Below are 13310 nucleotides of genomic sequence, written 5' to 3'. Positions count from 1 at the left end.
GGCTTTTTTGTTATAACTATATGCGCAAACTTTTACTACTGCTGGTTGTTGGATTGGTGATCTTTCTTCTTACTCAGACAGACAAGGGTCCGGTAGTTACTCAAGTGGCCAAGAGTTATGTGGTGAGCCCAAATTATATAGACGAGCAGGGCAATACCGTCGCCAGTCGTGTAAAACTTCCAGAAGGCTATTCCCGTGTTTCTTACCCTGCTGGTAGTTTTCAGGAGTATTTGAGGAATTTTAAACTTTTAGCCGCGGGGACAGAAGTGATCAATTATACAGGCAAACCCTATGTGTATCAACGCGGTCATGTTGGGGTATTAGACCTTTCTGTACCCGATAATGGACTCATGCAATGCGCAGATGCTTTAATTCGCTTGCGTGCAGAATACCTTTGGCAAATAGGTAGAAAGGACGATTTAGGCTTTAATTTCACTTCTGGGGATTATTGTTCGTGGAGTTCCTATGCTGAGGGATTCCGGCCCGTGATCAACGGGAATGATGTTCGTTTTGAAAAATCCGCATCCGCAGATCACAGCAAAACCAATTTTTACCGCTATCTAAATTTGATCTTTACCTACTCAGGAACACAGTCCTTACATGATGAGCTCATTCAAATCACCGATCCCGATGAAATGCAATTGGGAGATATGCTCGTTTATCCCGGCTTCCCGGGTCATATAATTATTGCTGTGGACGAGATCAGTAATGCCAACGGCGAGAAATTATTTATTTTTGCACAAGGGAACACGCCCGCGCAAAGTGTGCATCTGCTCAAGAATCTAAACGATTCCAAACGCAGTCCTTGGTACGAATATCCTAAAGGAGATTCGTTTGGAATTCCCACCTATACGTTCGCCGAGTTTAAGTGCATTAGATTTAAATAAATGACCCCATTATCACCACAGGAACTTCACAATCTGGCCATGAATATCGTGGGTAAGGATCTGGAAGAGCAAGGCTATGAGTTTTTAGGAGTGAATTCTAAACTCAAAAAGGATCCACAATTTGTGGCGCTCAAAAATAAAGACCTTCATTTTGTGATTGTACGCGCCATTGCCTATCCGCAAGATGCTAAGGTCTATGACCCGGTGTTTATGCAAACCATTAAGCAGCACGCGGATAAATTCAACGCAAAAACCTATTACGCTGGTGTGGGCCTAGGACACGGAAGTGACTACGCCAAGCCACCGATAAAAGATGAATCTTATACAATGGTCTATCATGGTCTTCAAGAAATTATTTAAGCCGTTATTCGCATTCTTTTTGGGGCTGACATTGATCGGCTGCCAGGAAGGAACACCACAATTACATACCTTACAAGGCGGTGCTTTTGGGACCACCTTTTCCATTAAATATTTTCACACCAGTAAACTGGATTTAAGTGTGGGGGTAGATTCTGTGATCAACGCTGTGAACCAATCGATGAGTACTTATTGGGAGGACAGTGACATCACCCGCATAAACCGGGGGGATTCTACTCAAGTTACCGATGCCATGTTTCAAGATGTCTATACCTTGGCGCAACGCATCCACAAGGAATCAGCAGGGTATTTTGATCCAACCATAGGGGTGCTCAGAAACGCTTACGGTTTTGGCGATGAAAAACCTTTGGCAGTAATTGATAGCACCACCTTAGATTCTTTAATGACTTACGTCGGTTTTGATAAGGTCAAGCTGAATAAAGACGGTACCATCACCAAAGCCTATCCGCAGATCTACTTTGATTTCAACGCCATTGCAAAAGGCTATGGTATTGATCGAATTGCCAACTATATGTCCAATCAAGGCTTGACCGATTATATCATAGAGTTAGGCGGTGAGGTGTATGCCTCAGGGATGAATTTGGAAAAACAAGCCCAATGGGTCGCCGGAATAGAAGCGGTTGATACGAACTTCCAAACGCGCGGCTTACAGGCAGCCGTGAGACTTGAAAATATAGCCATGGCAGCCTCCGGAAACTATCGAAAGTTTCGGGTTGATCCCGCTAGTGGAAAGCGCTATGTTCATACGTTAAATCCGCTGACAGGTTCCGCAGAGACCAGTGATGTAACCAGTGCTACTGTTTTGGCGAGCACCTGTGCGGCTGCAGACGCTTATGCGACCACCTTTATGGCTCTTGGGTTGGAAAAGTCTAAGGCGCTCTTAGAAAAATTAGATGGAGTTGAGGCTTATTTGACCTATGCGGTTGCAGATTCTACTGCGGTTTTCTTTACTGCCGGATTTGAACCCTTGCTCAAAGACTAATTCAGCGGCTTTTTGCAATAGGGGATAAGCTCTCCCCAAGCCAGACGATATTTATCCGATAATTCCTGTCCGATGGTCTTGGTGTAATCCACTGCATCGACTTCAAAGCCTACCGCCGCAAGTTTGTCAAAATAATCCCGACCGTAAACGCGCACATGGTCGTATTGACCAAAGATTCTAGTGCGCTCTTCTTTGTCTGTGATCGTTGGATCTTCAAAGGTCTCCTCGCGGTTTAAATCCTGAGGAATCTGAAAAATACCCCAACCTCCGGGGCGCATTACGCGATAGAGTTCTTGCATGGCCTTTGCATCATCCGGGATGTGTTCCAAAACGTGATTGCACAGAATTACATCAAAACTGTTGTCTTTAAAGGGTAAATCACAGATATCAGCTTTGACATCGGCAATCGGAGAATTCAGATCAGTAGTCACATAATCCAAATGCTGCATCTTTTTAAATCGCTTATAAAAAGCTTGCTCTGGAGCAAAGTGCAGCAACTTTTGCGGTTTGCTGAAGAAGTCGGTTTCGTTCTTTAAAAACAACCACAATAAGCGGTGTCTTTCTAGGGAGAGTGTACTAGGCGATAAAACATTCTCGCGGGTCTTAGCATAACCATAAGCCAAAAAGCTTCTAAATCCGCGGCCATCTATAGGATCAACATACCGATCGCCTCGCATAAAAAAAGCAAAGATCGGCCGTACCACATAGCTCAACCGTATCAGCAGTGGTCTGGGAAAAAGATTCAGAAAAAATTTAAATAGGGCTTTCATCAATTAGAGCACCAAGGCTTCTGCACGAAAAGGAGTTTCTTCATCACTTTCAATATCCAAAGCTTGATAAATATAACCAAAGGTGGAGAGTAGTTCTGGTTTTCCATCCACTAAAGCAACATTGTGCTCAAAGTGAGCGCTGGGTTTACGGTCTCGAGTTAAAATGGTCCAGCCGTCCTTGAGTTGCTCAATACGATGCGTGCCCAAGTTGATCATCGGCTCAATCGCAACAGTCATGCCTTCAACGAATTTCTTACCGCGACCTCTACGGCCGTAGTTTGGCATTTCTGGGTCTTCATGCATGGTTCTACCCAAACCGTGTCCCACCAATTCACGAACCACTCCGTAACCGTGCTGTTCGCAGTGTTGTTGGATGGCATAACCCACGTCACCGGTGCGGTTGCCTTTTTTAAACTGAGCAATACCAACGTATAATGATTCTTTGGTGACCTTTAGTAGTTGCTCCACTTCTGGCGCGATCTCACCCACAGCAAAAGTGTAAGCGTGGTCTCCATAAAATCCATTTTTAATAGCGCCACAATCTATGGAAATGATGTCTCCTTCTTCATAAGGCGTATCGTTGGGGATTCCATGAACTACTTGAGCGTTTGGGCTCATGCAAAGGGTGTTCGGAAAATCGTAGAGCCCTAGGAACCCTGGGATGGCATCGTGATCTCGAATAAATTCTTCTGCCAACTTATCCAAGTGTAAACTGGTCACTCCGGGTTTTACCTCTGCAGCGAGCATCCCTAAGGTTTTGGATACGATCAAGGCGCTTTCACGCATGAGTTCTATTTCTTCGGCGGTCTTTGGGATGATCATACTATTTTTTTAAAAAGGCGAATAAAGATTTCTTTTTTCTCGGTGTTGGCGCTTGTTCACCAATCAATTCTTGATAGATCAGCCCCCAGTCCCACATACCACCAATATTACGGTCGTCTATAAAGAGGTCGGCATTGATCTTCCGGCTCACATCTTGGGTGAATTCTTCTTCTGGAAAACTCTGATTCACCGCATAAAACTCTACACCATTGGCTTTACAGAATTCCACGGCTTCCTCTAAAGATTTACCATGACGGTAGGTCCAAAGAATGAGTCTAAACCCCTTTTGCTGGAGTTTTTTCATGGTGTCAAAAGCAAATAGCATGGGTTTTCCAATGCGAGGATAGGCATTCTCTACAATGGTTCCATCAAAGTCTACTGCTATTTTTCGAGTCTCTTCCAAAGCTTAATGGGTTAAGATATCGCCAGACATGGCTTGTGGAATGGATACGCCCATCAAGGCGAGAATTGTCGGTGCAACATCTGCCAAAATCCCATCAGCGATACTCGCGGGTTGGTTGGTCACCCAGTATAAAGGTACAGGGTTGGTGGTATGTGCCGTGTTAGGGCTTCCGTCAGGATTGATCATGGTTTCACTGTTTCCGTGATCTGCAATGATCAAGATGTCGTAATCTGCAGCTAGAGCAGCTTCCGCAATAGCTTGGGTACAATTATCCACTACTTCACAAGCCTCAATAGCTGCGGCAAAAACGCCGGTATGACCCACCATATCCGGGTTGGCAAAATTCAAACAGATAAAGTCTGCTGTTTTATTTTGAATCTCTGGAATGATCTTATCGCGAATCTCGCAAGCGCTCATCTCTGGTTGAAGATCATAAGTGGCTACTTTAGGAGAAGGACAAAGAATGCGTTTTTCTCCCTTAAATGGTTCTTCTTGTCCACCAGAGAAGAAAAAGGTCACGTGTGGATACTTTTCGGTCTCTGCTATGCGGATCTGAGTTTTTCCTGCTTTTTCTAAAACCTCACCCAAGGTGTCGCTCAAGTTCTCTTTATCGTAAATCACTCGGACACCCATAAAGCTGTCGTCGTAATTGGTCATAGTCACGTAATGGAGCTGAATGGGTTCCATATCGTATTCGGGGAAAGCTTGTTGACTCAGAGCCTGAGTTAATTGACGTCCGCGGTCGGTCCTAAAGTTGAAGAACAAAACCACATCACCTTCTTTAATGGTTGCAACAGGCGCCCCATTTTTGGTCATGCAAATAGGCTCGACAAACTCATCGGTAATGTCTGCCGCATAGCTTTCATCCATACTGGCAGCAATATTGGTGCTAGTTTTCCCTTTGCCGTGTACGAGCAGGTCATAAGCCTTTTTGACGCGCTCCCAACGGGTGTCGCGGTCCATGGCATAATAACGTCCAATAACAGAGGCCAGTTCCCCAGTAGATTCTTTAAGGTGTTTTTTGAGGTCTACCAAAAATTCTTTTCCGCTTTTAGGGTCTACATCGCGACCGTCTGTAAAGGCGTGAACAAATACTTTAGACAAGCCTGCATCGGCAGCTACATCCAATAATCCTTTAATATGCTCAATGTGGGAATGTACGCCACCATCAGAAACCAATCCTAAGAGGTGAACCGCTTTGTCTTCATCTCTGGCATATTGAAGCGCTTCTTGCAGAACGGGTTCTTTAGCTAAAGTACCTTCTGCAACTGCTTTATTGATCTTGGCCAGGTCTTGGTACACAATACGCCCTGCACCCAAGTTCATATGGCCTACCTCTGAATTCCCCATTTGACCTTCAGGCAAACCTACGTGCATACCGTCAGTGCGTAATTGTGCACTAGGGTATTGGTCTGCAAGACTATCTACAAAAGGAGTATTGGCCTGCGCAATGGCAGAAACATCGGGGTTTTGAGTCATACCCCAACCGTCAAGGATCATTAATAAAACCTGCTTGCTCATGGGCGATGTTTTGCTGCAAAATTACAGTAAATCATCGACAATTAACAGGTCTTAATTAACACCTACGCCTTGATCTTTATACTTTTCAATGGCAGCACGGATTTTTTCCATCCGATTGTCGGGATCTGGGTGTGTGCTTTGGAATTCTGGAGTTCGATTAGGCCCTGCGGCTTCTTTAAGCACTTGCATTACGCCGATCATCTCCTCGGGGTCGTATCCTGATTGGATCATGAAGAGGACGCCCAACTCGTCACTCTCTAATTCATCATCACGGCCATTGCCCAAAAGTACATTTTGACCAATACCAGCAACCAGTCCGCCTGCATCTGCACCGACAGAAGCTCCTTGAGACACCGTCTGCCAAAATTCAGTTTCGGCTATGCGTTCTGCAGAATGCCTCCCGATCACATGCCCGATCTCGTGACCGAGCACTCCAGCCAATTGGTCTTCGCTGTCTAATTTAGCCAGAAGGGCATAGGTGATGAAGATCTGTCCACCCGGAAGCGCAAAGGCATTTATGGTTTTGTCATCAGCTAGCAAATGGAACTCGTATTGGTAAGGAGTGTCTTTAGCAATACTGTTGTTGACCAATTTCATCCCCACCCGGTCCACAAAGTTCTGCAGGTCCTGATTTGGGAAATCACCGCCGTGTTGTTGCTTGAGCTGCGGCATGGCTTGGAGCCCAATAGCAATTTCCTGATCCGAATCCATATTGATGACCTGTTCTCTTTGCGTATAAGGATTGACAACGGTATTACTGCATCGGTTGAAGTAAGCAAAAGCTACTATGGCCAAACCAAACAGTATTCTGATCTTCCAACTTCCTCCTCTTCGTAACATGACACTTATTTTTTGTAGCCTTCAAAGTACAAAAAAATAAGTGCTAGCGGGCAGGAAGCAAATCGGGATTTATGTCTGCAATGTTGTCTTGCAGGTATTTTTCGATGAACTGCAGGTTCATGTGCTCAGCCCCAGGAATTTCTAAGCGTTCCAATTCAGACTTGATATCGAGCTTTAAATAAGCTTCCAAGTACTTTTGTGAAACCGGTTTGTAGCTAAAATGCCACGGTTCGTATTTAAATCCTTTGCGTTGGGCGTTATTGGTATAGACTTCATGAAAACCATAGGATTCTGCATGGGCGTTCATCCATTCTTTGAATTTGCAGAAAGGTCCTTTTCCGTGAAAGTGTTTGGCTTCCAAGACACTCGAGGGTCTTGGAGAAGCACCTCCGTCTATCAAGTCCATATCGGTGCCCCAATGATGACGGGAAGTTCCTGGAATCGTGGAGTACTCAATGATCTTTTCCATAGCTGCAATTGGGGTCAATCCGCTTTGGGTGAATCGTTTGTATTTCCCTGACCAAATGGCTAATTGCCTGTCATAGGATCTGAAGGCGGAGGCCACTTCAATAGTAATTCCATCAGCCACGGCTGCTTGTTTTAGGTCTTGGAAGGCCTGCATAGTTGTGCGCTCCAATTGAAAGCCATCTCCCACTAAACGGTCATTGTTATAGCCCATCAGTAAGGCTTTGGGAATTCCTTCTTGTTCCATTTTTAGTTTAAAACTGCTCAATAGCGGTAGGCCTGCAGTAGCTAAAGCTGTAGTTTTTATAAAATCAATTCGTTTCATGGTCTTCGCGTTTCAAACAGTATAAATTGGCCAATTGACCGTCGTACTCAATTGGCTTTACAAAGCTCAGGCCACATTTTTCTAAAACGCGGATGGATCCTAAATTTTCACGATCTGCATGGGCGTAAATCGCAGGTAATTCAAATTCATTAAATCCGAATTCAATGCAGGCTTTTGCTGTCTCTGTAGCAAAACCTTGATTCCAATACTTGCGATAGAACCTAAAGCCGACTTCGGTCAGGGCCTCATCAGGATGATATTTCAATCCACAGAAACCAATAAAGGCATCAGTGTCTTTCAAACAAACTGCCCAACGGCCATAGCCGTTAGTCTCGTATTGGTCGTAGGCTTTGATGAATGCTTCCGCCTCCGCGATACTTGAAAAAGGAGCATCACCGGTATAGCGAATCACTTCAGGGTCCAAATTCAAGCTGTAGAATGCCTCGGCATCTTTAAGCAAAAATTCGCGTAAATAGGTTCTTTCTGTGTCTAGGATGACCTTCATATAGCTAAGTTACACAAATGTCAAAAGTAGGAGGTTATCTGCGTATTTGTTTCCAGTTCTGTCGGTTGTTGTCCTTGCCTAAACAAGCGCGCGGTATGGGCCCCTTTAAGGCTAATCGCTTTGCCATGAACTTCCAGCCAGCTTCCTTCTCTCAAGCCGATCACGGGAATATTGACCTGACTGTGAAATTCGTTAATGCGTGTTTCTCGGGTTTCTCCCATGTGAGTACTTCCTGCAATCGGGTCCAAATAGTGCGGATTGATATTGCAGGGTATCATTCCCAAAGTTTTGAATGAAGGTGGATAGGCAATAGGCATGTCATTCGTGGTCTGCATATTGATTCCGCAGATATTGCTGCCAGCACTGGTACCCAAATATGGAGTTCCGATAAATAATTGCTCGCGCAAGGCTGCCATCAGCCCTAATTCATGCAGCGCCTTCACTAAAACAAAGGTATTCCCGCCGCCTGTGAAAATCCCTTGAGCTGCTGCTATCGCAGCTTTAGGATCCTCAAATTGGTGTAACCCTTTGACATTTATTTTTAAAGTTTCAAAGAACCGTGAGGCGTGATTGGTATAGGCATCATGGGTAATCCCGCCGGGCCTTGCATAGGGAATGAAAAGCAACTCTTCAACCCCAGAGAAAAAGCGTTCCAGGGTGGGTTTAAGGTATTCCAGATAGCTTTGGCCGTGCACTGTAGAGGTACTCGCCAAGATTAGATTTTGCAAAATTATAATGGATTTAACATAATGTGACGACTAATTTAAGGGATAAATTAGAGTTTGTGTCGTAATTTAGAGTATGCAAAACTTCTACCTATTATTCTTATTTGTTTTTAGTGCCTTGACGGTATCGGCCCAGGAGATTACTCGGGTCATTGTTAAAGGAGAATTGTCTGCTCCCATAGGTGAAGACCTGGAAGGAATCAGCATTTATAACCGCTCCGCTCAAGAAGGAACCATTACCGCCAAGGATGGAACCTTTACTTTGAAAATGGCCACCAATGATCGCATTCTCGTAACAGCTTTGCAGTTTCAGTCTTTTACGGTCATTATAGATGAAGGGGTCATTGAGAATAAAAGCATTAAGATCTATTTGAATCCAAACGTGAATCTTTTGGAGGAAGTTATTGTGCGTCCCTATGACCTTACGGGAAATGTTGAGGTCGATATAGGCCGTGTAAAAGTGTATGATTTTGACTCAGCCTTGACCTTTGACTATCAATCCATGGAATTTGAATACGACTTTAAAGACGATTCACAAAGCCGCATTCGCAATGTGGTTTCTGAAGAGGTGTCAAATTTAAATGTGATGCAATACGGGTTTACGCCACTGGGTATTTTGCAATTCATAGGCAAAGACAGAAAGAAGCGAAGACAGCAACAGGAACTCAATAATCTACAGTCTGACGAACAAGTTGCAACGGTGCTGAGACAGCGCTACAACGTCTACTTTTTTGAAGATTCCTTTGACATTCCGCAACTGCGTTATGATGACTTTATTTACTTTGTGCAAGAGCAGGGTATCCCTGAGGGGTACTTAAAACCGGAGAACGAGATCCGTTTGCTCGGCTTTATCAAGCAGCAAAGCACCTTATATCTTGAACGCATTAAAGACTAATTATCTACTCCTTCTTTTTATCCTCACGGCCATTGGCAGTCGTGCGCAACATATAGAATTGGAGGGAAAGCTACTCAACACTGCTGATGTTGAAGGCGTTCATGTGCTCAATAAATCCAAAGGGATCAATACCGTTACAGATCAAAACGGAGCCTTCGAGATTCGGGTTTCATTGGCAGATACACTCTATTTTTCTTCTGTGCGTTATCAGCTCAAAGAGCTAGTTGTTGATGCGCAAATGATGCAATCCGGATACGCAGCTGTTGTTTTGGATGATCGGGTTACTGAGTTGGACGAGGTCTTTATTAAACCCGCTTTAAGTGGCAACTTGCAACAGGACGCTCAAGATATTGAGGTGGAGACCCCTATAAATTTTAACGATGTAGGGATCCCGGGTTTCATTGGCGAACCCGAAGAAAAGATTGTTCCCATCATTACTGGAATAGGAACCATTACCACCGTAGATCTTGAAGTGCTCTACAAACATATGAGTGGCTATTACAAGAAACTCCGCATTAAACGTAAGTGGGAGCAGCAAAATCAGGTGGTCTCACAGATCTTGGCCTTGTATTCTGCTGAGTTTTTTAAAGAGTCCTACGGTCTACCTGAAGAGCGAATCTATGATTTTATCCTCTTTTGTATAGAAACCACTAGCGTACAGCGCGACTTTGAAGTGGAGCAATACGGCTTGGTGCTAAACCACTTTAAAGAACGTTCTGGGGTCTATTTGGAGCGCTTGGAGGAATCAAAAAATTAGTATACAATTTGTAACTAAGGATGTTATCTTTGTGTCCAACGATAAAGATTTTGGCCCAGTTGTTGCCGAATGAATAGCTATGAAGAGAATTGTACTGTTATTGACCGTTTTATGTGCCCCGCTTTTTTTGGCGAACTCTTCCGCGCATAAATTCTATGTGAGTATTACTAAGATCGAATACGTTCAAGATCAAGAGAGTTTGCAGATCATTACCAAGATCTTTATAGATGATTTTGAGGATGTTTTGCAAGAGCGATACGATCCGGATCTGAGCTTAGACAGCACCAACGACGATAAAACCGTAGACCTTTACATAGAAAAATACCTCTCCAAAAAATTACAGATTAAAGCTAATGGCGCTGAGGTAACGGCACAATATCTCGGTAAGGAATACGATATAGAAACTTTGGTTTGCTATCTTGAAGTCACTGGTATCAAGGAGCTTAAGTCTTTGGAGGTAACCAACGAATTTCTGTATGAACTCTTCCCGGAGCAGCAGAATATCGTTCATGTAAAAAAGGATGACAAACGCAGAAGTTTGATTCTGCTTAAAGATGAATCCACGGACATGTTAAAATTTAATTAAACCCCTGTAAATTCAGGGCTTAAAGGGCTATTTTTAAGGCCCTTAAAAAGCAACTAATAATCACAATAATCTCAAACAAAACCCAGAACTGATGAAAATCTCAAAATTGATCGCTCTACTTTCGTTTGCCCTTATCGCCGGAACGGCTTTTGGTCAAGACGAGGAGGCGGAAGTTCGCGAAGGCGGACACATCAATAACAACAAATTCCGACAGATGTATCAGGAGTTCTCTACGCCGAACATGTTCCGTTCTGCCAGTGGTGCTCCAGGTCCGCAGTACTATCAGCAACAAGCTGATTACGTAATGGACATTGAATTGGACGACAAAAACGCCAAGCTGTACGGATTTGAAACCATTACCTATACCAACAACTCTCCAGACCCGCTAGATTACCTATGGGTACAATTGGATCAAAACGTTCGTGCTAAGGACTCTAAGTCTCCACTTATTGAAGGCGATGGTGTTCCACCAGCAGAGCAACCGGGAGGTTTCGCCTCTAAATTCATGGATGGCGGATTTGACGGAGGATTCAACATTGAAGCCGTAAAAGACAGCAAGGGTGGAAATCTGCCGTACATCATTCACCAAACGATGATGCGTGTGGATATGCCAAAGACGCTTAAAACAGGTGAGAAATTTACTTTCAGCATCAAGTGGTGGTACAACGTGAACAATCACGTTACAGACCGCGCTCGTAGTGGTTATGAAGAATTTGAAGATGGAAATCGCGCTTATGTAATTGCGCAGTTCTATCCGCGTATGGCTGTTTATAACGATGTGGAAGGATGGCAAAACTCTCAATTCTGGGGACGTGATGAATTCGCTTTGCCTTTCGGAAACTTTGAGGTTAACCTTACGGTACCTGCAGATCACATCACCGATGCGACTGGAGTATTGACCAACCGCAAAGATGTCTTCACCAAAGAGATGATGAAGCGTTATGAGTTGGCTAAAAAAACCTATGACAAGCCTGTGATCATTGTTTCTCAAGAAGAAGCTGAGGCTAAAGAAAATAACTTTGCAACGGCCAAGAAGACTTGGAAGTTCAAAGCAGAGATGGTTCGTGACTTTGGATTCGCAACTTCACGTCGTTTTATCTGGGACATGATGGCCGTGAAGATCGGGAACAAAGATGTGATGGCTGTTTCTCTATATCCAAAAGAAGGTAACCCGCTTTGGGAAGAGTATTCTACGAAAGCTGTTGCCAGTACTTTGAAGAGTTACTCAAGAATGACCTTTGATTATCCGTATCACAAAGCGATCTCTGTACACGCCCGTAACCAAGGGATGGAGTATCCAATGATCTGCTGGAACTACGGACGTCCAAATCCTGATGGAACTTACAGCGAGCGTACCAAGTACGGAATGATCTCTGTGATTATCCACGAGGTAGGACACAACTATTTCCCAATGATCGTTAACAGTGATGAGCGTCAGTGGACTTGGATGGATGAAGGGCTGAACACCTTTATGCAGTATGTTGCTGAGCAGGATTTTGGAGAGTGGTATCCAGATGCCATCGCGCCAAATCAAAGCTACCCATCACGTCGTGGGCCGGCTAAGAATATAGTAGATTATATGAGCAGTGATCAGGATTATATCGCTCCGATTATGACCAAAGGTTTGAATACCTATCAGTTTGGAGCCAACGCTTACGGAAAGCCTGCTACTGCATTGAACATACTTCGCGAGACCGTTATGGGCCGCGAATTGTTTGACTACGCCTTTAAGACTTACGCCAACCGTTGGATGTTCAAGCACCCAACTCCAGAGGACTTCTTCCGCACTATGGAAGATGCATCTGCCTTTGACTTGGATTGGTTCTGGCGTTCTTGGTTCTACACTACAGATTATGTAGATATGGGTGTAGGCGAAGTGAAGAAATTCTATGTAACTAGCAAAATCAATGCTGAGGTGCGTGAGATTATGGAAGCTCGTGGACTTACAGAAAGCGACCTGCCTCCACTAGTATACTACGTTGCTGAGGACAGCGATGACTTTGAAGAGTCTATGACCAGCACTTCTTTAGAAGACATTCCTTCTATCAACGAATATATGATGGACAATATGACTCCAGCGGAGCGCGCTGCAGTTACTAAGCCAAAATATTTCTATGAGGTGACCTTTGAAAAGCCAGGAGGTATTCCAATGCCGATCATTGTTGAATACACCTATGCAGACGGATCTACCAAACGTGAGACCTATCCAGCAGAGATCTGGAGAAAGAACGATGCTCAAGTAGGTAAGGTTATTGCTTCAGAGCAAGAGATCACCAAGATCGTAGTTGATCCAGATGAAGAGACTGCAGATATCGATACGTCAAATAACTCATGGCCGCAGCGTAAGAAGCTCGGACAGTTTGATCAGTTTAAAGACGGAATCAAGGACTAAATAAAAAGAAAAGCCCCGAAGATTTCGGGGCTTTTTTTTACCCTCCCGCGCAATCTT

At 44.1% G+C, this 13310-nt stretch carries 15 protein-coding genes; 7 read left to right on the top strand and 8 right to left on the bottom strand.

Annotation, left to right across the window (positions count from 1 at the left end; translation table 11 throughout):
• The first annotated feature begins 20 nt into the window (after nt 1–20).
• Genes POW22_RS11180 through POW22_RS11170 form a run of 3 tightly spaced genes read left to right on the top strand, consistent with a single transcriptional unit; the run spans nt 21 to nt 2247 of the window.
• Nucleotides 21–887, top strand: coding sequence for a DUF4846 domain-containing protein (locus POW22_RS11180; protein ID WP_272832767.1), 867 nt, complete (start codon nt 21–23; stop codon nt 885–887).
• On the top strand, nt 888–1247 hold the full coding sequence (locus POW22_RS11175; protein ID WP_272832766.1) for a Na(+)-translocating NADH-quinone reductase subunit F: 360 nt from the start codon (nt 888–890) through the stop codon (nt 1245–1247).
• Nucleotides 1201–2247: an FAD:protein FMN transferase gene (locus POW22_RS11170; RefSeq protein WP_272832765.1), complete on the top strand. Its 1047-nt coding sequence runs from the start codon at nt 1201–1203 to the stop codon at nt 2245–2247. Before POW22_RS11175 ends, POW22_RS11170 begins: the two co-directional genes overlap by 47 nt.
• On the opposite strand, the gene POW22_RS11165 is transcribed toward POW22_RS11170, so the two are convergent.
• From POW22_RS11165 to pepE, 8 genes are read right to left on the bottom strand one after another with little or no spacing between them, the layout of a single operon-like run.
• Nucleotides 2244–3017: a class I SAM-dependent methyltransferase gene (locus POW22_RS11165; protein WP_272832764.1), complete on the bottom strand. Its 774-nt coding sequence runs from the start codon at nt 3015–3017 to the stop codon at nt 2244–2246. The two genes, POW22_RS11170 and POW22_RS11165, sit on opposite strands and share 4 nt — an antisense overlap.
• A gap of 3 nt (nt 3018–3020) precedes the next feature.
• Complete coding sequence (map, locus tag POW22_RS11160) at nt 3021–3839, bottom strand: type I methionyl aminopeptidase (protein WP_272832763.1); 819 nt, start codon at nt 3837–3839, stop codon at nt 3021–3023.
• 1 nt (nt 3840) lies between these two features.
• Nucleotides 3841–4242, bottom strand: coding sequence for a BT0820 family HAD-type phosphatase (locus tag POW22_RS11155; protein WP_272832762.1), 402 nt, complete (start codon nt 4240–4242; stop codon nt 3841–3843).
• Between the two features lie 3 nt (nt 4243–4245).
• Nucleotides 4246–5763 carry a 2,3-bisphosphoglycerate-independent phosphoglycerate mutase gene (gene gpmI / locus POW22_RS11150; RefSeq protein ID WP_272832761.1) on the bottom strand — a complete coding sequence of 506 codons (1518 nt, stop codon included), beginning with the start codon at nt 5761–5763 and terminating at the stop codon, nt 4246–4248.
• A 51-nt stretch (nt 5764–5814) separates the two neighbouring features.
• Nucleotides 5815–6603: a M48 family metalloprotease gene (locus tag POW22_RS11145; RefSeq protein WP_272832760.1), complete on the bottom strand. Its 789-nt coding sequence runs from the start codon at nt 6601–6603 to the stop codon at nt 5815–5817.
• Between the two features lie 43 nt (nt 6604–6646).
• Nucleotides 6647–7393 carry a M15 family metallopeptidase gene (locus POW22_RS11140; protein WP_272832759.1) on the bottom strand — a complete coding sequence of 249 codons (747 nt, stop codon included), beginning with the start codon at nt 7391–7393 and terminating at the stop codon, nt 6647–6649.
• Nucleotides 7380–7898 (bottom strand): GNAT family N-acetyltransferase, encoded by a 519-nt coding sequence (locus POW22_RS11135; RefSeq protein ID WP_272832758.1) that lies wholly within the window; start codon nt 7896–7898, stop codon nt 7380–7382. Before POW22_RS11135 ends, POW22_RS11140 begins: the two co-directional genes overlap by 14 nt.
• Nucleotides 7899–7918: 20 nt before the next feature.
• Complete coding sequence (gene pepE / locus POW22_RS11130; protein WP_272832757.1) at nt 7919–8626, bottom strand: dipeptidase PepE; 708 nt, start codon at nt 8624–8626, stop codon at nt 7919–7921.
• 73 nt (nt 8627–8699) lie between these two features.
• On the opposite strand from pepE, the gene POW22_RS11125 reads away from it, so the two are divergent.
• From POW22_RS11125 to POW22_RS11110, 4 genes are all read left to right on the top strand, one after another.
• A complete protein-coding gene (locus POW22_RS11125; RefSeq protein ID WP_272832756.1) occupies nt 8700–9518 on the top strand; it encodes a carboxypeptidase-like regulatory domain-containing protein in 819 nt (272 codons plus the stop codon).
• On the top strand, nt 9499–10275 hold the full coding sequence (locus POW22_RS11120; RefSeq protein ID WP_272832755.1) for a carboxypeptidase-like regulatory domain-containing protein: 777 nt from the start codon (nt 9499–9501) through the stop codon (nt 10273–10275). Before POW22_RS11125 ends, POW22_RS11120 begins: the two co-directional genes overlap by 20 nt.
• Nucleotides 10276–10354: 79 nt before the next feature.
• Nucleotides 10355–10861: a DUF6702 family protein gene (locus POW22_RS11115; protein WP_272832754.1), complete on the top strand. Its 507-nt coding sequence runs from the start codon at nt 10355–10357 to the stop codon at nt 10859–10861.
• A 91-nt stretch (nt 10862–10952) separates the two neighbouring features.
• The gene (locus tag POW22_RS11110) at nt 10953–13253 is read left to right on the top strand and encodes a M1 family metallopeptidase (protein WP_272832753.1); all 2301 of its coding nucleotides are present in this window, start codon (nt 10953–10955) and stop codon (nt 13251–13253) included.
• Nucleotides 13254–13310: the final 57 nt, after the last annotated feature.

The organism is Gilvibacter sediminis (assembly GCF_028561565.1).
GTDB classification, from domain to species: Bacteria; Bacteroidota; Bacteroidia; order Flavobacteriales; family Flavobacteriaceae; genus Gilvibacter; species Gilvibacter sediminis.
The sequence above is the reverse complement of the archived record's forward strand: the minus strand, read 5'-3'. Positions and strand labels throughout refer to the sequence as shown.

Coding starts and splice junctions, on each gene's coding strand:
- POW22_RS11180 (WP_272832767.1), top strand. CDS start 21: ATGCGCAAACTTTTACTACTGCTGGTTGTTGGATTGGTGATCTTTCTT.
- POW22_RS11170 (WP_272832765.1), top strand. CDS start 1,201: ATGAATCTTATACAATGGTCTATCATGGTCTTCAAGAAATTATTTAAG.
- POW22_RS11145 (WP_272832760.1), bottom strand. CDS start 6,603: ATGTTACGAAGAGGAGGAAGTTGGAAGATCAGAATACTGTTTGGTTTG.
- POW22_RS11140 (WP_272832759.1), bottom strand. CDS start 7,393: ATGAAACGAATTGATTTTATAAAAACTACAGCTTTAGCTACTGCAGGC.
- gpmI (WP_272832761.1), bottom strand. CDS start 5,763: ATGAGCAAGCAGGTTTTATTAATGATCCTTGACGGTTGGGGTATGACT.
- POW22_RS11125 (WP_272832756.1), top strand. CDS start 8,700: ATGCAAAACTTCTACCTATTATTCTTATTTGTTTTTAGTGCCTTGACG.
- map (WP_272832763.1), bottom strand. CDS start 3,839: ATGATCATCCCAAAGACCGCCGAAGAAATAGAACTCATGCGTGAAAGC.
- POW22_RS11115 (WP_272832754.1), top strand. CDS start 10,355: ATGAAGAGAATTGTACTGTTATTGACCGTTTTATGTGCCCCGCTTTTT.
- POW22_RS11135 (WP_272832758.1), bottom strand. CDS start 7,898: ATGAAGGTCATCCTAGACACAGAAAGAACCTATTTACGCGAATTTTTG.
- POW22_RS11165 (WP_272832764.1), bottom strand. CDS start 3,017: ATGAAAGCCCTATTTAAATTTTTTCTGAATCTTTTTCCCAGACCACTG.
- POW22_RS11175 (WP_272832766.1), top strand. CDS start 888: ATGACCCCATTATCACCACAGGAACTTCACAATCTGGCCATGAATATC.
- POW22_RS11110 (WP_272832753.1), top strand. CDS start 10,953: ATGAAAATCTCAAAATTGATCGCTCTACTTTCGTTTGCCCTTATCGCC.